Raw genomic sequence first — 17,295 nt, forward strand, 5'->3', positions numbered from 1 at the left:
CCGTGCAGGGGTGGGGCCGTACGGATGCGTCCGGCATCCTCTTCTCCGTGGGCGCGCTCGCGGGCGAGGTCGGCTTCGCGGTGCTTGCCGTCCCCGTGCTGCGGCCGCTCGGCCCGAAGCTGCTCTCCGCCACGGTGTGCGGGATCGCCGCCGCCGAGTCCGCCGTCATCGGCGTCGCGGCCGACGGCGGCCGGTGGCTGCGGGTGCCCGGCACCACCGAGGCGGCGGCCCTGCTGTGGCAGGCGGCGATCGTCACCGTCATCGGTTTCGTCTGCTGGTACTCGGGCATCCAGCGCATCGGCGCCGAGCGTGCCACCCTCTTCTCCGGTCTGATCCCCGTCGCGGCGGCCTTCACCGCGCCCCTGGCCGGCACCGGCGCCTACGGCGTCCCGCAGGCCGTGGGCAGCGCGCTCGTCGGTGCCGGGGTGGCCCTGGGCTCCGGGGTGCTACGCCGACGGCACGCGGCGGCAGGTGTCGAGGACGACGCGCGAGACGAGCGCCGGATCGTCGTTCATCGGGACGTGCCCGCAGCCGGGAAGGCGCACCAGGCGGGCTTCGGGCACGGCGTGCTTGGCGCGGATGCCCTGGCGGCGCAGCAGGATCCGGTCGCGCGTGCCCCACGCGACGGTGACCGAGAGACCGGGCACGTCGTCGCTGAAGAACACATCGCGCCCGGCGGCGAGGGTCTGCTCGAACCCCTCGGCGTGGCGCAGCGCGAGCGTCTCGGCGACGACGGCCTCGGGTGAACGGCGCCCCGGATGGGCGTAGATGGAGCTGGTGAGTGCCGCCCGCCCGGCCACCGTCCGCGAGAGCCGCTCGATCAGCGGCAGCGGGAGCAGCCGCGCCCCGTGCCGCATCGCGAGCAGGGTGTTGAACGCGTACCGCCGCTCGCCGGGCGTCCAGAAGCCGGCGGGGGACAGCGCGGTGACCGAGCGCACGAGCTTCTCCCGGCCGAGCTCCAGGGCGAGCAGACCGCCCAGCGAGTTGCCCGCCACGTGCGGACGCTCGATCTCCAGCGCCTCGCACAGCCCGCCGAGCACGGACACCACGGTCGCTATGTCGTAGGGCAGCCCTTCGGGGAGCGCGGGGGACTCCCCGAAGCCGGGCAGGTCCACGGCGATCACGTCGTACTCGGCGGCCAGAATGCCGAACACCGGGTCCCACGCCTGGCGGTGGTGGCCGATGCCGTGCAGCAGGAGCAGCGGCTCACCCTCGCCCACGCGTTCGTAGGCGACGGACAGCGTCCGCGGGCCGCCGGGGGAATCGACGCTGAAGGACACCTCTGCGGCCATTGCTGCTCCAGTCCCCGCCGCCTGGCGACGGTCCTCAGACACCTTAGACACCTTGTCAGCAACAATTACCGCTCAGTAGCCCCCAGTTCAAGAGGGTGGGGGCAACGGTCGCCGGGCGGATGTGGGGCGCGCCGCACTTGTATCGCCTGGACAGCCGGTGGCCCGTCGGCTGGGATGGAGAGGTGGCAGCAACCGACACCGTGATCGACGTTTTCGAAGAGCACCGGCCCGTCCTGATGGGCGTGGCCTACCGGATGCTCGGCAGGGTGGCCGACGCCGAGGACGTCGTGCAGGAGGCCTGGCTGCGCTGGTCGGCGGCCGACCACGCGCATGTGCGCGAACCGCGTGCCTACTTGGTGCGCGTCACCACGCGGCTCGCCATCGACCGGCTGCGCCACGTGCAGTCGCGACGCGAGTACTACGTGGGCCCCTGGCTGCCCGAACCACTGGTCACCGACTACGGACCGACCGTCCCCGACACCGCCGAGCGGGCCGTGCTCGCCGACTCCGTGTCCTTCGCCGTCCTGGTCGTCCTGGAGTCCCTTTCGCCCCTGGAGCGCGCGGTGTTCGTACTGCGGGAGGCCTTCGGGTTCCCGTTCTCGGAGATCGCCCTCACGCTGGACCGCGCGGAGCCCGCCGTGCGGCAGCTCGCCGCGCGGGCCCGCAAGCACGTCGACGAGGGAAGGCCGCGCTATGAGGTGGATCCGGACGAACGCCGGAACGTGACCGAGCGGTTCCTCGCCGCGGCGGCCGGCGGCGACCTGGAAGGGCTGATGTCCCTGCTCGCGCCGGACGTACGCCTGGTCGGCGACAGCGGCGGAAAGGCCAAGGCGCCGCTGCGCGTCATCGAGACGGCCGACAAGGTGGGCCGCTTCCTCGACGGCGTGGCCCGCTCGGGCCTGCGGGAGGGGGCGGAACTGGAGGTCCGGTTCCTGGAGCTCAACGGCGCGGACTCCGTGCTTCTCCTGGTGGACGGCAAACCGGACTCCGTCTTCCAACTGGACGTCGTCGACGGGCAGATCGCCAGCGTCTACATCATCCGCAACCCGGACAAGCTGGCCGGGTTCTCCTCCTAGAGGGCTCCCAGACAGCCCCCCGGCCATCGGCCGGCAGACCCCCGTCCACGCAGGGCGGGGGTTTTGTCTTGTTCGCTACGCGCGCGTGACCCGACACCAACACCGCGTGAATGCTCTGTGGCATCGTCCCTGTGCGGGCTGTAACGGATCGAGGATTGGTCTTGACCAAGGGTGGGTGCCGCTCTATCGTCGCAGAGATAGTGCAGGAACCTTTAATAAACAAGGGCGCTAAAAAGCCGCCGGCACACGGCGATTGCGGAGGACAGGGTGGGGACCACGCAGCTGGAAACGGCACCGGAGCCGAAGTACTGGCACCTCAAGACCGTGCTCAGCGAGGCACTCGACTCAGAGTTCGCCGTCGGCGAGATCCTGCCCAACGAGCGTGATCTCGCGGCCCGGTTCGGCGTGGCCCGCGCCACGCTCCGCCAGGCACTGGAGCAGCTGGAGCTGGAAGGCAGGCTGCAGCGCCGCCGCGGGGTCGGCACGACCGTCGCCCCGCCGCGGATGGGTGTGGCCGTCGGATCCGCACAGGGCACGTGGCCGGGCGAGGTCGGCGACGCCTGGCAGCCTGCTGACTGCGCACCGGCGGTCCCGCCCGCCGAGGTGGCCCGCATGCTGGAGACCGAGCCCGACGAGCAGGTGCACGTGGTGCGTCGCACGCGCGTCTCGCACGGCCAGCCCGTGGCCGCCGAGCTGCTGTACGTGTCGACGTCGTCCGTCCCGGAGCTCTCCGCCATAGACGCCCCGACCGGACCGTCACGCGCGCGTGGCGTGCTGCGCGAACTGCACCGGCTCGGCCTCGAAGGACAGGACCGCGCCGTCGAGCTCGGCTCCGCCCGCGCGGACGACGCCAAGGCGCTCGACCGGCTTCCCGGGGCCCCGGTCCTCGTCGTGACGACCCGCTTCTTCGCCGAGGGACGCACCGCCGCGGTATCCGTGGCGACGTACCGCGCGGACACCTGCCGCCTCACGTTCGGTGACGCGGGCGGCGTCGAGATCCACCACGGCCCGGAGCGCCGGGCTTCCTGACGCGCCGGTCGGCGCGGCGCCTCAGCGCCGCGCCGTGACCGTCCCCTCGACCGCGAACAGCTGCTCCTCGACATGGTCGAGGGCAAGACGCAGCGCGCCCGTAGCCACAGCCGCCTCGCCGAGCACCGAAAGGGCCACCCGGGGCGGCCGCAGGCAGTAGCGGGCCAACTCCCGGCGCAGCGGCTCCAGTACGCCGTCCAGACCGGCCGCCCAGCCGCCCACGACGACCAGTTCGGGGTCCAGGGCGAGCACCAGCGCAGCCACGTCGTGCACCAGGCGCCGGATGAACCGCTCGACGGCCTGCCGCGCCCGCTCGTCGCCCTCGCGCGCGTGGGCGAACACCTCCGCCACCGCCTGCTCGTCGAGCGGGTGCAGGGGCTCGTCCGTGGTCGACAGGAGCGTCTCCGGGGTCACGTCACGGCCCAGCAGATGCAGGGCGCCGATCTCGCCGGCGGCGCCGCCGTACCCGCGGTGCAGTCGCCCGCCGATCAGTGCCCCGGCCCCCGGGCTGAGGCCCGCGAGGACGAACACCATGTCGTCCACCTCGGTCGCGGCGCCCTTCCAGTGCTCTGCCACGGCCGCCGTGTTCGCGTCGTTCTCCACCAGGACCGGGCACTTGAAGGAGCGGCGAAGCCGCTCGCCCAGCGGGAGTCCCGTCCACTCGGGCAGCGCCGTGCCGAGCCGGACCGTGCCGTCCGCCTCCACGATGCCGGGGCTGCCGACGCCCACCGCGCGCAGCGAGCTGCGGGCGATCCCGCCACGGCGCAGCAGATCGGCCACCACGGTGCGCAGGCGCTCGATGCGCTCGTCCGCCGGGGCCGTCTCGTCCACGTCCTTGGCCGCCGTGCCGAGCACCCGGCCGTCCAGGTCCGAGAGGACCGCGGCCACCCGGTGCGGGCCGATCTCCAGGCCGAGCAGATGCCCCGCCTCGGCCCGGAAGCGGAACCTCCGGGCGGGCCGTCCCTGGCGTCTGGCCGCGCCTTCCTCGGCGGCGGTCTCCACCACGAGCCCGGCATCGATGAGCCCCTCGACCACGCCTTCGACCGTGGGTCGGGAGAGTCCGGTCACCCGGGTGACCTCGGTGAGTGTCGCGAAGTCCGCCCCACGCAGCGCGTGCAGCACCACCGCGGAGTTGATCCGCCGCAGCAGAGAGGGATCCCCGCCGGTCAGCCGCCCCAACGTCCGTCCTCCCAGCTCGTGCGCATGATGGGCGGATCGTACTCGCCGGGGCCGAGCGCTGCGAGTGCCGGGCCCACCTGTGACGCAGAGTGCCGATCAGGAGTGCTCACCCGGGCGCGACGAAACCGGATTCGTACGCGGCGATGACCGCCTGCGTCCGGTCGCGGGCACCCAGCTTCGCGAGCACGGAACTCACATGGGACTTGACGGTCTCGGCGCCGACGATCAGCTCCGCGGCGATCTCCGCGTTCGACAGGCCGCGCGTCATCAGACGCAGTACGTCCGCCTCGCGCTCGGTGAGCGCCGCCCGCTCCAAGGCGGCCCTGGCCTGCGCGTTTCCGGTGCGCTGCCCGTACTCGCCCGCCAGCTGCCGCACGGCGGCGGGGAACAGCAGCGACTCGCCCTCGGCGACCAGACGGACGGCGTTCACGATCTCCGCGGGACGGGCGCGCTTGAGCAGGAAACCGTCGGCACCCGCGCGCAGCGCCTCGTACACGTACTCGTCGTTCTCGAAGGTCGTCACCACGAGGATCTTCGGCGGGTCCTGCACCGTGCGCAGGACCGCGCGCGTGGCCTCGATGCCGTCGAGGAGCGGCATCCGCACGTCCATGGCGACCACGTCCGGCCGCAGTTGGCGCACGAGCGGAATCACCGCGGCGCCGTCGGCCGCCTCGCCGACCACCTCGATGTCGGGCTGCGCCTCCAGGACGGCGCGCAGACCGGCGCGTACGAGGGGTTCGTCGTCGACGAGCAGGACAGTGACCGGCATCCGGTCAGCCTAGATCACCTCAGGGGCAGCTCGACGTGCACCTGCCATTCGCCCTCGCGGGGGCCCGTGGTGGCCCGGCCGCCCAGGAGCGTGGCCCGTTCGCGGATGCCGCGCAGGCCGCTGCCGCCCCGGCCGGTCGGCGGTCGCCCCTGCGGCAGCGTGTTGAGTACCTCCATGCCGAGCACGCCGTCGCCGACGGCGATCCGCACCCGCACCGGGACCGGACCGGAGTGGCGCAGCACATTGGTGAGCGACTCCTGGAGCATGCGGTAGCCCTCGCGGGACACCGGTCCAGGGACGCTCTCCAGGGGGCCCGTCACCTCGGTGTCGACCTCCGCCCCCGACGCGCGCGCGGACTCCAGGAGACGGTCCGCGTCGGCGAGCGTGGGCCGCCGGCTCGCGGGCCGCTCGTCCTCGCGGAGCACCCGCAGGACACGCTCCAGGTCTTCGAGGGCGGCCCTGCCCGTCTCCTCGATGGCGTCCAGCGCGCGGTCGGTGAACTCCGGGTCCGCGGCGGCCCGCGCGGCGCCCGCCTGGACGACCGCGACGGTCAGTGCGTGCCCGATGGAGTCGTGCAGCTCCCGCGCGATGCGGTTGCGTTCGAGGAGCTGCTCGGTGCGCTCCTCCAGGGCGGCGAGGCGCTCCTTGGGTGAGGGGCCGAGCAGCTGCCGGGCGGCCCCCGTCATCAGCCGGCCCGAGACCACCATCACCGCCAGGAGCACCGCGACCGGGACCGGCACGAGCAGCGCGTTCAGCGGGCTCTGGCCCGGCAGCGGAATCAGCAGACCGGACGCGTCGCCGGGCTCGGACGTCGTGCCGATCAGGGCCAGCGCGGACCCGAGGAGCTGCACGGTGACGAAGACCGCCGCGCAGCCGGCCTCCAGGCGCAGCACGGCCCACAGCGCGGTCCTGCCCCGGTCGCGCCACGACGCGGAGGGCGCGACGGAGATGCCGGGATCCTCGTCACCTCCCGGCACGCGCGCGTGCTGCCCCGGGAACAGCATCAGCCGGGCCTGGAGGCCCTCCGCACCGCGCAGGGACGCCAGCAGCAGAGAGGCCGACACCACCAGGGGGATCGGCTGGAGCGCGATCTGCACCCATTCGCCGACCGAGGGACTGCTGAGCCCCGGCGTGACGAACGCGCCCATGAAAGCGATGGCCGAGCCGATGAGCAGGTGCAGCCAGCGCGTGTAGGTGACCGCCTGCGTGAGCGGGCTGAGGAAGCGGGGCATCACGTCATCGTGCCAGCCCGGCCGCGCCGCACGGCTCCCCCGTGAGGGGGAGACGCACTCCCCGGGCGGGGGAAGACCCGTCCCGCCCGGGGCCGCGAGGCTTGGCCCATGACCAGCATCGACGTCCAAGACCTCACCAAGGAGTACCGCACCACCCGCGCGGTGGACGGACTGACCTTCACCGTCCGCCCGGGGAAGGTCACCGGGTTCCTCGGCCCCAACGGCGCCGGCAAGTCCACCACCATGCGCCTCGTGCTCGGCCTCGACCGGCCCACCTCGGGCACCGCGATGGTGGGCGGCCGCTCCTACGCGGCCATCGACGAACCCCTGCGCCACGTGGGAGCCCTGCTCGACGCCCAGGCCGCGCACGGATCGCGTACCGCCCGCCACCACCTCCTCGCCCTCGCCGTCAGCAACCGCATTCCCGCGCGGCGCGTGGACGAGGTCCTCGAAGAGGCCGGACTCGCCAGCGTGGCGGGGCGCCGGATCAAGACGTTCTCCCTCGGCATGCGCCAGCGCCTGGGCATCGCCGCGGCGCTGCTCGGCGACCCGCGCATCGTCATGCTGGACGAGCCGTCCAACGGCCTCGACCCCGAAGGCATCATCTGGATCCGCGAACTGATGCGGCGCCTCGCCCGTGAGGGCCGGACGGTCCTCGTGTCCAGCCACCTCATGAACGAGACGGCCACGTTCGCCGACCACCTCGTGGTCCTCGGCCGGGGCAAGCTCCTCGCGGACACCTCGATGCCGGACTTCATCGCGGCGCACAGCAGCCCGCGGGTGAGGCTGCGCACCCCGGAGGGCGAGCGGCTGCGGGGCCTCCTGACGGACAAGGGGTACGCGATGACCGCGGGGGACGCCGGCCGCTGGACCGTGGACGGCGCGAAGGCGGAGGAGATCGGGTCCATCGCGGCCGGTCACGGCATCCCTCTCCTCGAACTCTCCGACGAGCAGGCCTCCCTGGAGCAGGCCTACCTCGCCCTCACGGCCGACGACACCGAGTTCGCCGCCGCCACCCCGACGTCCCGCCAGGAGGCCTGACCATGTCGACGACCGCTGTGCTCCGTTCGGAGTGGATCAAGATCAAGTCGGTGCGCGCCAGCCTCGGTTCGCTGATCGCCGTCTTCGTGGCCACCGTCGCCATCACCGTGCTCGCGTTCGCCGCGGTCGGCACGGCGGAGGCGGACAACGCCGACTTCGAGCCCCTCTTCGGCGCCTTCTACGCACTCAACTTCGGCCAGATCGCCGCCATCGCCTTCGGTACGACGGCGATGTCGTCCGAGTACTTGAACGGCGCCCTGCGGGTCTCGCTCTCCGCGGTGCCGCGCAGAGGGCTCTTCTACGGGGCCAAGGTCGCCGTGGTGGGCGCCCTGGCCCTCGGCGTGGGGCTCCTCACCAGCTTCGTGGGCTTCCTGTCCGGTCAGGCCTTCATGGGGGAGTACGCCATCGGCCTCGGCCATGACGGCGCCCTGCGGGCCTGCGTCGGCGGTGGCATCTACCTCGCGCTCATGGCGCTGCTCGCCGCGGGGCTGACCACGCTGCTGCGCAGCGGTGTCGCCGTCCTGAGCATCCTCATCCCGTTCACGCTCATCGTGTCCTTCGTGGTCGGGGACGTCGCGAGCGGCGTCGCGGACTTCCTGCCGGACCAGGCGGGACAGCAGGTGCTCCACGAGAACCCGACGGGAACCCTCGGCCCCTGGGCGGGACTTGCCGTCTCGGCGGCGTGGGCGGCCGCCGCACTGCTCGCGGGCTGGTGGGCGGTGCGCAGGCGCGACGCCTGAGGCGCGCGCGGGGCACGTGTCCGGATGGTGACGTCGGCGGCCTGACGGCGGGCCAGTTGTCAGTGGCGGCCGCTTTACTGGGTGCCATGAGTACCGCACAGCATCTCGCCGCGATCGACCTGCTGCGCTCACGGGAGTTCCCCGCCGAGCACGGCAGGTCGCCGAGCGGCACCGGCGGTCCGGGGTATCACATCGCCGAGTTACTGACGAGTGGCGACTTCTGGGAGGACGACGGCACGCTGTGGGAGGCGACCGCCGATCAGTACGAGGCCGAGCGCGACGGCCTGACGGTCCTGCTGGCCGAGCGCTGGGGAGCGCCCCAGATGTTCAGCCTGGCGAGCCTCTTCGAGCGGGCGCAGGGCGAGGGCTGGGACGAAGAGGGCGAAAGCCGTGAGAGCGAGGACATACCGGAGCCGTGGGGCTCGCTGAGCTCCTCGGTCCCGGACCTCCACCTGTGGCGGGTCGAGGGGCGGTGGATCGCACTCGGCGTCTCCCAGTGGGACAAGGAGCTGCCGTTCCAACTGCTCGCCGTCGTCACGGAGATCGATCCGCCGTAGCGGGCGCGTTCAGGGCGTGGACGCGGATGGCACGGCCGCAGTAGGGGTCGAGGGTGGCTCGCTCCACGCGCATGCCGAGCTTGTTCATGATCCGCTCCGATGCGTCGTTGCCCACCTGGGCGATGCTGACGACCCGCTCCAGACCGCGGTCGGCGAAGCCGAAGTCGAGAGCGGCCCGCGCCGCCTCGGTGGCCAGGCCCTGCCCCCAGAAGGAGCGCCCGAGCCGCCAGCCGATCTCCACCGCGGGCAGCACCTCGGGAAGATAGTGCGGCACGGACAGACCGGTGAACCCGGCGAGTTCACCGGTGGCGCGCACCTCCACCGCGAAGAGCCCGAAGCCCTCGGTCTCCCACTCGTGCTCCCACCTCGCCATGGTGGACCGCGTCTGCTCCTCGTCGTGGACGGAGCCGTCGCCGATCCACCGCATCACATCGGGATCCGCGTTGATGGTCGTCATGGGGGCGATGTCCGACTCGCGCCAGCGCCGCAGGACGAGCCGGGGCGTCAGGATCAGGGGCATGGCGGGGCCGCCCCGGGGGCGAGGCCGAGCTCGTCGCCGTCGCGCCGCGCGAAGTGACGGGCCACCTCCGCGTCGGTCACCTCCGTGAGCCCGGCGGGGGACCAGCGCGGGGTGCGGTCCTTGTCGACGACCTGGGCGCGGATGCCCTCCACCATGTCCGGCGCGGTGACAGCGGTGGCCGATACGCGGTACTCCTGGTCGAGCACCTGCTCAAGGGAGGCGAGGGCGCGGGCCCGGCGCAGGGCGGCGAGGGTGACCTTCAGGGAGGTCGGCGACTTGCCGAGGATGGTCTCGGCCGTCTCCTTCGCGGCCTGGTCACCGGAGTTGTAAAGGCGGTCGACGATCTCCTCCACGGAGTCGGCCGCGTAGCAGGCGTCGATCCACTCGCGGTGGGCGGCGAGTTCACCCTCGGGCGGGGCGACGGCATACCGCGTGACCGCGTCGCCCACCTCGGTGTCGGCCAGCGCCGCGGTGAACTCCGCCAGCCGCTCCGAGGGCACGTAGTGGTCGGCGAGGCCGCACAGCAGCGCGTCGCCCGCGCCCACCGCCGAGCCGGTCAGCGCGAGGTGAGTGCCCAGCTCGCCGGGCGTCCGCGTCAGGAGGTACGTACCGCCGACGTCCGGCACGAAGCCGATCCCGGTCTCCGGCATGGCGATCCGGGAGCGCTCGGTGACGATCCGGACGCTGCCGTGCGCCGAGACGCCGACACCACCGCCCATCACGATGCCGTCCATGACGGCGACGTACGGCTTCGGGAAGCGGGCGATGCGGGCGTTGAGCCGGTACTCGTCACGCCAGAAGGCCACGGACGCGGCGCCGCCGCCCGCCCGGATGTCGTCGTGGATGGAGCGGATGTCACCCCCGGCACAGAGCCCGCGGGCTCCGGCGCCGGTGAGGACCACGGTGGCGACGGCGTCGTCCTGCTCCCAGCCGGTGAGGGCGCCGTCCATCAGGCGGACCATCTCGTGATTGAGCGCGTTGATGGCACGGGGGCGATTGAGCGTGATGTGCCCCGCGCGGCCTTGGACACGCAGGAGAACGGGAGCTTCGTCGGAGTCAGCGGTGGGCATGGGGCGAGTGGCTCCTTCGACGGCGGATGATTCGCTCGGCGGGCACGCGAGGGACGTGCCCGCACAGATCGAATCTACGTCGTGGGCCCGGCGAGCGGCGGCGGGGGCCGTCCGGTCTCGTCAGGGCGAGTGGAAGGTGACCTCCGGGTTGGCCGGTGAGGGGCCGTTCAGCAAGGGGCGGTGCCGCTTGTCGAGGTGCTTGTCGAAGAAGGCCGTGACGTAGGCGGTGGTGATCTGCCCCGAGCGCTCGCCGGAGAGGGGCGCCGACGGGTCGGTCATGTCGAGCTGGGCGCCCAGGACGGGCATGTCGGTGAAGGTGAGGTGCCCGGAGTCCGCGACGGTGAGCCAGCGCTTCCAGCCGTGCAGGGCGTGCCACTGGCGTGGCCAGGTGGCGTCCTCGGCAAGGGGGTTGTGATCCTTGCGGGTGCCGAGCATGAGGACGGGACGGCTGGTGCCCGCGTCCGGGACAGGAGCGAAGAACGAGCCGTCCAGGTTGGCGGCGGCACGGATCCGGCGGTCCGTCCCGGTGGCCACGGCCGCCGCGTTTCCGCCGAGCGAGTGTCCGGCGGCCCCGATCCGCCGGGTGTCGACGAGCGCCGCGTAGTCGGGGTGTCGCCCGCCGTCGGGGCGGGACCGGCCGGTCAACGCGTCGACGACGTACGAGATGTCAGCTGCCCGGGTCCGTGCGGCCTTGGCCAGCATCTTCTTCTCCCCGGCGTCTCCGCCCGGCGCCTGCTCGACCTTCTCGCACGCGATGCAGGTGCGCATCCGCGAGGAGTCCGGGGAGTCCGAGGAGTCCGGGGAGTCCGGGGAGTCCGGGGAGTCCTTCGCGTCCGGGAACTCCGTTCCGTAGGACTCGTATGCGTGGTCGACGACGGCGACGACGTAGCCGTGGGAGGCCAGCTTCTCCGCGAGGGTGCTGAGGGTGGCGCGGTGCAGGGTGAACCCCGGGGACAGGACGACGAGAGGGTGCTTGCCCCGGGCGGGGCGGGCGGCGGAGCGGGCGTTCGTGCGGACGGAGGTCAGCTGATCGGCGTCGATCCTCTTGTCCAGCTTCAGCCCCTTCAGGAGCAGTTTTGCCTCACCGGCCGCCAGGTACGGAGCACGGCCACCGTCTCGGTCGGCGTCGCCGTCGCCGGGCCGCGCCGGGTAGAAGACGGAGACCATCAGCTCTCGGGGCCCCGCCGAGGGCACCCACGGGTCTCTGCGCTTCTCGTCCACGAGGTGGAGGGTGTCCCGTCCGATCGCGTAGGAACCGGAAAGACGTGGAAGGGAGAGCGCGGCCTCCGGAGGCGCCGACGGGGCGGGTTGCCCCGCCGGCGACGAGCCGTCGGCATCGGCGCAGGCCGCGGCGGTCGGGGTGAGGAGGGAGATGGCAAGCAGGGCGGTGACGGCGCTGCGCCGTGTGCGGATTCGGTTCATGTACTGGAGCGTATGAACCGCGGAAGACGTCCGGCACCGACGAAGGTGTGCGGCAACCCGCTACTTTCGTAAGGGGTTTCGAGCGCCGACCCGGCGCACCGCCACCCCTGCCCGGCGGATCCGCCTTCGGCGCACCGGCCGCCCACCGGTCTAGCCGCCCCCGGAACTCCCGTTCCCCTGACCCTGACCGTGACCCTGAAAGGCCTCCAGAATCCGCTCGGCCGCCAACGTGGCCGTCAACGTGCCCTCCCGCACCCGCTGTTCAAGGTCGGGGGCCAGCTCCCGCACGGCCCCGTTCCCCCGCAGCCGGTCCAGCAGCTCGTCCCGCACCATCGTCCACGTCCAGTCGACCTGCTGATCGCGTCGCTTGGCGGCCAGGCGGCCCGTGGAGTCCAGGAGCGTGCGGTGCTGCTCCAGGCGGTCCCAGACCTCGTCGAGGCCGCTGGACTCCCGTGCGCTGCAGCTGAGCACCGGCGGGGTCCACGCGGCGTCCGCCGGGTGCATCAGGCGCAGGGCGCCCGCGAGTTCACGTGCCGCCGAGCGCGCGTCGCGTTCGTGCGGGCCGTCCGCCTTGTTGATGGCGAGGACGTCCGCCAGTTCGAGTACGCCCTTCTTGATGCCCTGCAGCTGGTCGCCGGTGCGGGCCAGACTCAGCAGCAGGAACGAGTCGACCATGTTCGCGACCGCCGTCTCCGACTGGCCCACGCCCACCGTCTCCACGAGCACCACGTCGTAGCCCGCCGCCTCCATCACCACGATCGACTCGCGCGTCGCCTTCGCGACACCGCCGAGCGTCCCGGCGGTCGGGGAGGGGCGCACGAACGCGGACGGGTCCACCGCGAGGCGTTCCATCCTCGTCTTGTCGCCGAGGATCGAGCCGCCCGTGCGGGTCGACGACGGGTCGACGGCGAGAACCGCGACCCGGTGCCCGAGCCCCGTCAGCATCGTGCCGAGCGCGTCGATGAACGTCGACTTGCCCACGCCGGGCACCCCGCTGATCCCGATCCGCCGCGCGCGCCCGCTGTGCGGAAGCAGCTGGGTCAGCAACTCCTGCGCCAGGGCCCGGTGTTGGGGCCGGGTCGACTCGACGAGCGTGATCGCGCGCGCGATCTGCGCCCGCTTCCCGTCGAGCACGCCCTTGACGTACGCGTCGATGTCGATCCGTGGCGCCGCCATGCTCACAGCTCGTGGCCGAGGTCGGCCGCCAGCCGCTTCACCAGGTCGTACGCGGCGTCCGGGATCACCGTTCCGGGCGGGAAGACGGCCGCGGCGCCCATCTCGAGGAGCGTCGGCACGTCCTGCGGCGGGATCACGCCGCCCACCACGATCATGATGTCCTCGCGGCCCTCCGCGGCGAGCTCCGCACGCAGCGCCGGTACGAGCGTGAGGTGCCCGGCCGCGAGCGACGAGACGCCGACGATGTGCACGTCCGCCTCGACCGCCTGGCGCGCGACCTCCGCGGGCGTCTGGAAGAGCGGGCCGACGTCCACGTCGAAGCCGAGGTCGGCGAAGGCGGTGGCGATGACCTTCTGGCCGCGGTCGTGGCCGTCCTGGCCCATCTTGGCGACCAGGATGCGCGGACGGCGCCCCTCGGACTCCTCGAAGGTCCCGACGAGCGTGCGGGTGCGTTCCACGGACGGGGACGATCCTGCTTCGGTGCGGTACACACCGGAGATCGTACGGATCTGCCCCGCGTGCCGCCCGTACGAGGCCTCCAGTGCGTCGGAGATCTCGCCCACGGTCGCCTTCGCGCGCGCCGCGTCGACCGCGAGCGCGAGGAGGTTGCCCTCCAGGCCGGGACCGGGGTCCCGCTCGGCCGCCGCCGTCAGGGCCCGCAGCGCGTCCTGGCAGGCCGCCTCGTCGCGCTCCTCGCGCAGGCGCTTCAGCTTGGCGATCTGCTGGTTGCGGACGGAGGAGTTGTCGACCGCACGGACGTCGATCTGCTCGTCGGTCTCCACGCGGTACTTGTTGACGCCGATGACGGGCTGGCGCCCGGAGTCGATCCGCGCCTGCGTACGGGCCGCCGCTTCCTCGACGCGCAGCTTCGGGATGCCCGCGTCGATGGCCTGCGCCATGCCGCCCGCCGCCTCGACCTCCTCGATGTGCTGCCAGGCGCGGCGCGCCAGGTCGTGCGTCAGCTTCTCGACGTACGCGCTGCCGCCCCACGGGTCGATCGTGCGCGTCGTGCCCGACTCCTGCTGGATGAGCAGCTGGGTGTTGCGGGCGATGCGCGCGGAGAAGTCGGTCGGCAGGGCCAGCGCCTCGTCGAGGGCGTTCGTGTGCAGCGACTGGGTGTGACCCTGCGTCGCCGCCATCGCCTCGACGCACGTACGCGTGACGTTGTTGAACACGTCCTGCGCGGTGAGCGACCAGCCCGAGGTCTGCGAATGGGTGCGCAGCGAGAGCGACTTGGCGTTCTTCGGGTCGAACTGCTTGACCAGCTTCGCCCACAGCAGGCGCGCCGCGCGGAGCTTGGCGACCTCCATGAAGAAGTTCATGCCGATGGCCCAGAAGAAGGAGAGCCGCGGCGCGAACGCGTCGACGTCCAGGCCCGCTTCCTGACCGGCCCGCAGATACTCCACGCCGTCGGCGAGGGTGTACGCCAGCTCCAAGTCGGCCGTCGCGCCCGCCTCTTGGATGTGGTAGCCGGAGATCGAGATGGAGTTGTAGCGCGGCATCTTCTGCGAGGTGTACGCGAAGATGTCGGAGATGATCCGCATCGAGGGCTTGGGCGGATAGATGTAGGTGTTGCGGACCATGAACTCTTTGAGGATGTCGTTCTGGATGGTCCCGGCCAGCTTCTCGGGAGCCACGCCCTGTTCCTCGGCGGCCACGATGTAGAGGGCGAGCACGGGGAGCACCGCGCCGTTCATCGTCATCGACACCGTCATCTTGTCCAGCGGGATGCCGTCGAAGAGCTGGCGCATGTCGTAGATCGAGTCGATCGCGACGCCCGCCATGCCGACGTCACCCGTCACGCGCGGGTGGTCGCTGTCGTAGCCGCGGTGGGTCGGCAGGTCGAAGGCGACCGAGAGGCCCTTCTGGCCTGCCGCGAGGTTGCGGCGGTAGAAGGCGTTGGACTCCTCGGCGGTGGAGAAGCCCGCGTACTGCCTGATCGTCCAGGGCTGGTTGACGTACATCGTGGGGTAGGGGCCGCGCAGGTACGGCGCCACGCCCGGATACGTCTCCAGGAAGTCGAGGCCCTCCAGGTCGGCGCCGGTGTACAGCGGCTTGACCGCGATGCCCTCCGGGGTCTCCCACAGGAGGTCGTCGTCCGCCTTGCCGGTGGACTCCTTGACGGCGCTGCGCCACTGGTCCTTGGAGACCTGCTCCTGGGAGACCTCGGGGGAGGCGTCCGGCGTCAGGCCGACGCCGGAGAAGTCGGGGATCGCCATTACGCCACTCCCATGTGGTCGAGGGTGGAGGAGAGCACGGACACGGCGTCGCAGCCGGCGAAGACGTACGCGTCGACGGCGGCGACATCGGCGGGCCGTCCGGCGAGGAACACCCGCTGCGCGCCTGCCGACTTGAGCGCTTCGGCGACCGCTTCGGCCTGCTCCTCGTAGAGCGCGTCGCTGGAGCAGAGGCACGCCACCGTGGCACCGCTCGCCTTGAACGCATCGGCTGCCGTCGTCGCGTCCACCGACACCGGGTCGTGGACGGCTTCGATGCCGCCCGCCTGGAAGAGGTTCGCGGCGAAGGAGGCCCGCGCGGTGTGCGCCGCGGCGGGTCCGATCGCGGCGAGGAACACCCGGGGGCGGGCCCCCGCCGATGCGAGGTGGGCGTCCGAGCGGGAGCGCAGGATCTCGTACGCCTCGTCGCGGCGGACGCGCGGCAGGCCGCCCGACGCCTCGGCCGGCGGGGCCTCGCGCTCGACCGTACGCTCCGTCAGATTCGGGAACTCGCTGACGCCGGTGATCGGTTCACGCCGCTTGGCCAGCTTCTCGCTGCGCTTGGCCCAGGTGGCGGCGGTGCGCTCACCGATCAGGCCGGAGCGCAGGGCCGCGGCCTGGCCGCCCGCGCGCTCGATCTCCTGGAAGAACTCCCAGCCCGCGTGGGCGAGTTCGTCGGTGAGACGCTCCACGTACCAGGAGCCGCCCGCCGGGTCGATGACGCGGGCGAGGTGCGACTCCTCGAGCAGGATCGTCGAGGTGTTGCGGGCGATGCGGCGCGCGAATGCGTCCGGCAGGCCCAGCGAGTGGTCGAAGGGCAGGACGGTCACGGAGTCGGCGCCGCCGACGCCCGCGCCGAGGCAGGCCACCGTCGTCCGCAGCATGTTCACCCACGGGTCGCGGCGCGACATCATCACGGGCGAGGTCACGGCGTGCTGGTACTGCGCACCCGCGTCCGGAGCGCCGCAGACCTCGGCCACGCGGGCCCACAGCCGCCGCGCCGCCCGCAGCTTGGCGATGGTCAGGAACTGATCGGCGGTGGCCGCGTACCGGAACTCCAGCTGGGCGCAGGCCGCTTCGACCGTGAGCCCGGCCCCGGTCAGCTCGCGCAGATAGGCGACCGCCGTGGCGAGCGAGGCGCCGAGCTCCTGCCCGGCCGAGCCGCCGGCCTCGTGGTACGGCAGGGCGTCGACGGTCAGCGCGCGGAGGTTGGGGTACTCCTGCCCGCACTGCCGGGCCAGTTCGATGGCGTCGGCCGGGTCGAGCCGCTCGCCGGTGCGTGCCTCGTGGCCGAGGGGGTCCGCGCCGAGGGTGCCGCGCGCGGTGTCCTTCGGGATGCCCCGCTCTTCGTAGAGACGGAACAACTCGCGTGCCGCGGGCCGGACTTCGCTGCCCGCGTCCAGGGCGACCGGCGCCAGGTCGAGGAAGACGCCGTCAAGGGCGCGCTCGATGCCGGACACCGGGAGCGCGCCGGGGCCGACGCCGAGCCACAACGAGGTGACACCGTTCTCCAGGTCCGCGAGCACGGTCTCGTTCGTCCCCGCGGGATCCGCGGTCGTATGCCGCTGCCGTACGTCCCAGCCGGCCGCGGCACTGCCTGCGGCGGTGCCGCCCCTGACAAAGGGGGCGAAGCCCGGGTAGCCGGCGTCGGGCGCGGCTTCGCGGGCGGTGTACAGGGGGCGGGTGCTGAGCCCGTCCTCGAGTGCGGTGGACAGCGCTTCCTCGGCGGCCGACCCCGATACGTCCTTACCCGATTTGCGCAGCACGCCTTCCACCAGGCGCTGCCACTGCTCATGGGTCGCATCAGGGAACTCGGCGGCCAGGGAAAGCCCGTCGTCAGGCAGGACCGTCATGGGCATGATGCTAGGGCGGAACCCCTGGCACCCGGTGCCGTGTAGGGCTGTGACCTTGGCCTCTTCCGGACGCTCTTGATCTCGAACGAGCGGGCGGCTACGGCGGGGCGGGGTCCGGGCCCT

At 72.4% G+C, this 17,295-nt stretch carries 15 protein-coding genes; 5 read left to right on the plus strand and 10 right to left on the minus strand.

Features of this window, described 5'->3' with window-relative positions:
- Positions 1-446: 446 nt before the first annotated feature.
- Positions 447-1,292, minus strand: a complete 846-nt coding sequence (locus tag AC07AG_RS37975) for an alpha/beta fold hydrolase (protein WP_478761473.1) — start codon at positions 1,290-1,292, stop codon at positions 447-449.
- A gap of 182 nt (positions 1,293-1,474) precedes the next feature.
- On the opposite strand from AC07AG_RS37975, the gene sigJ reads away from it, so the two are divergent.
- Positions 1,475-2,368, plus strand: coding sequence for an RNA polymerase sigma factor SigJ (sigJ, locus tag AC07AG_RS37980; RefSeq protein WP_478761223.1), 894 nt, complete (start codon positions 1,475-1,477; stop codon positions 2,366-2,368).
- Positions 2,369-2,635: 267 nt separating this feature from the next.
- On the plus strand, positions 2,636-3,397 hold the full coding sequence (locus AC07AG_RS37985) for a GntR family transcriptional regulator (protein WP_478761225.1): 762 nt from the start codon (positions 2,636-2,638) through the stop codon (positions 3,395-3,397).
- A 21-nt stretch (positions 3,398-3,418) separates the two neighbouring features.
- Here the strand turns inward: AC07AG_RS37985 and AC07AG_RS37990 are convergent, their stop codons facing one another.
- The 3 genes from AC07AG_RS37990 to AC07AG_RS38000 form a co-directional block, all read right to left on the minus strand.
- Positions 3,419-4,576, minus strand: a complete 1,158-nt coding sequence (locus tag AC07AG_RS37990; RefSeq protein ID WP_478761227.1) for an ROK family transcriptional regulator — start codon at positions 4,574-4,576, stop codon at positions 3,419-3,421.
- Positions 4,577-4,682: 106 nt separating this feature from the next.
- A complete protein-coding gene (locus AC07AG_RS37995; RefSeq protein ID WP_478761229.1) occupies positions 4,683-5,345 on the minus strand; it encodes a response regulator transcription factor in 663 nt (220 codons plus the stop codon).
- A 14-nt stretch (positions 5,346-5,359) separates the two neighbouring features.
- Positions 5,360-6,577 (minus strand): sensor histidine kinase, encoded by a 1,218-nt coding sequence (locus tag AC07AG_RS38000; protein WP_478761231.1) that lies wholly within the window; start codon positions 6,575-6,577, stop codon positions 5,360-5,362.
- A 108-nt stretch (positions 6,578-6,685) separates the two neighbouring features.
- Between AC07AG_RS38000 and AC07AG_RS38005 the strand changes: the two genes are divergently transcribed.
- The 3 genes from AC07AG_RS38005 to AC07AG_RS38015 all read left to right on the plus strand — a co-directional run bounded on the left by AC07AG_RS38005 (position 6,686) and on the right by AC07AG_RS38015 (position 8,915).
- Positions 6,686-7,618 carry an ATP-binding cassette domain-containing protein gene (locus tag AC07AG_RS38005; protein WP_478761232.1) on the plus strand — a complete coding sequence of 311 codons (933 nt, stop codon included), beginning with the start codon at positions 6,686-6,688 and terminating at the stop codon, positions 7,616-7,618.
- Between the two features lie 2 nt (positions 7,619-7,620).
- Positions 7,621-8,358, plus strand: coding sequence for an ABC transporter permease (locus AC07AG_RS38010; RefSeq protein ID WP_478761233.1), 738 nt, complete (start codon positions 7,621-7,623; stop codon positions 8,356-8,358).
- A gap of 86 nt (positions 8,359-8,444) precedes the next feature.
- Positions 8,445-8,915, plus strand: coding sequence for a hypothetical protein (locus AC07AG_RS38015; protein WP_478761234.1), 471 nt, complete (start codon positions 8,445-8,447; stop codon positions 8,913-8,915).
- Here AC07AG_RS38015 and AC07AG_RS38020 read toward each other — a convergent pair.
- The 6 genes from AC07AG_RS38020 to mutA all read right to left on the minus strand — a co-directional run bounded on the left by AC07AG_RS38020 (position 8,893) and on the right by mutA (position 17,172).
- Positions 8,893-9,435 carry a GNAT family N-acetyltransferase gene (locus AC07AG_RS38020; protein WP_478761235.1) on the minus strand — a complete coding sequence of 181 codons (543 nt, stop codon included), beginning with the start codon at positions 9,433-9,435 and terminating at the stop codon, positions 8,893-8,895. The two genes, AC07AG_RS38015 and AC07AG_RS38020, sit on opposite strands and share 23 nt — an antisense overlap.
- Entirely contained in the window at positions 9,426-10,505 is a 1,080-nt protein-coding gene (locus AC07AG_RS38025) for an enoyl-CoA hydratase/isomerase family protein (RefSeq protein ID WP_478761237.1), read from the minus strand. The genes AC07AG_RS38020 and AC07AG_RS38025 overlap by 10 nt, the downstream gene beginning before the upstream one ends.
- A gap of 120 nt (positions 10,506-10,625) precedes the next feature.
- The gene (locus AC07AG_RS38030; RefSeq protein WP_478761238.1) at positions 10,626-11,927 is read right to left on the minus strand and encodes an alpha/beta hydrolase family protein; all 1,302 of its coding nucleotides are present in this window, start codon (positions 11,925-11,927) and stop codon (positions 10,626-10,628) included.
- 150 nt (positions 11,928-12,077) lie between these two features.
- A complete protein-coding gene (gene meaB / locus AC07AG_RS38035) occupies positions 12,078-13,103 on the minus strand; it encodes a methylmalonyl Co-A mutase-associated GTPase MeaB (RefSeq protein WP_478761239.1) in 1,026 nt (341 codons plus the stop codon).
- A gap of 2 nt (positions 13,104-13,105) precedes the next feature.
- Positions 13,106-15,322: a methylmalonyl-CoA mutase gene (gene scpA / locus AC07AG_RS38040; RefSeq protein WP_478761241.1), complete on the minus strand. Its 2,217-nt coding sequence runs from the start codon at positions 15,320-15,322 to the stop codon at positions 13,106-13,108.
- Complete coding sequence (gene mutA / locus AC07AG_RS38045) at positions 15,322-17,172, minus strand: methylmalonyl-CoA mutase small subunit (RefSeq protein ID WP_478761242.1); 1,851 nt, start codon at positions 17,170-17,172, stop codon at positions 15,322-15,324. The genes scpA and mutA overlap by 1 nt, the downstream gene beginning before the upstream one ends.
- Positions 17,173-17,295 lie beyond the last annotated feature (123 nt).

Source organism: Streptomyces sp. NPDC044044 (genome assembly GCF_056434405.1).

What these genes read in the sequence shown, in the direction of transcription:
- scpA (WP_478761241.1), bottom strand. Translation starts at nt 15,322, where the DNA reads ATGGCGATCCCCGACTTCTCCGGCGTCGGCCTGACGCCGGACGCCTCC.
- AC07AG_RS37975 (WP_478761473.1), bottom strand. Translation starts at nt 1,292, where the DNA reads ATGGCCGCAGAGGTGTCCTTCAGCGTCGATTCCCCCGGCGGCCCGCGG.
- AC07AG_RS38030 (WP_478761238.1), bottom strand. Translation starts at nt 11,927, where the DNA reads ATGAACCGAATCCGCACACGGCGCAGCGCCGTCACCGCCCTGCTTGCC.
- AC07AG_RS37995 (WP_478761229.1), bottom strand. Translation starts at nt 5,345, where the DNA reads ATGCCGGTCACTGTCCTGCTCGTCGACGACGAACCCCTCGTACGCGCC.
- AC07AG_RS38010 (WP_478761233.1), top strand. Translation starts at nt 7,621, where the DNA reads ATGTCGACGACCGCTGTGCTCCGTTCGGAGTGGATCAAGATCAAGTCG.
- mutA (WP_478761242.1), bottom strand. Translation starts at nt 17,172, where the DNA reads ATGACGGTCCTGCCTGACGACGGGCTTTCCCTGGCCGCCGAGTTCCCT.
- AC07AG_RS38015 (WP_478761234.1), top strand. Translation starts at nt 8,445, where the DNA reads ATGAGTACCGCACAGCATCTCGCCGCGATCGACCTGCTGCGCTCACGG.
- AC07AG_RS38025 (WP_478761237.1), bottom strand. Translation starts at nt 10,505, where the DNA reads ATGCCCACCGCTGACTCCGACGAAGCTCCCGTTCTCCTGCGTGTCCAA.
- AC07AG_RS38000 (WP_478761231.1), bottom strand. Translation starts at nt 6,577, where the DNA reads ATGCCCCGCTTCCTCAGCCCGCTCACGCAGGCGGTCACCTACACGCGC.
- AC07AG_RS38005 (WP_478761232.1), top strand. Translation starts at nt 6,686, where the DNA reads ATGACCAGCATCGACGTCCAAGACCTCACCAAGGAGTACCGCACCACC.
- meaB (WP_478761239.1), bottom strand. Translation starts at nt 13,103, where the DNA reads ATGGCGGCGCCACGGATCGACATCGACGCGTACGTCAAGGGCGTGCTC.
- AC07AG_RS38020 (WP_478761235.1), bottom strand. Translation starts at nt 9,435, where the DNA reads ATGCCCCTGATCCTGACGCCCCGGCTCGTCCTGCGGCGCTGGCGCGAG.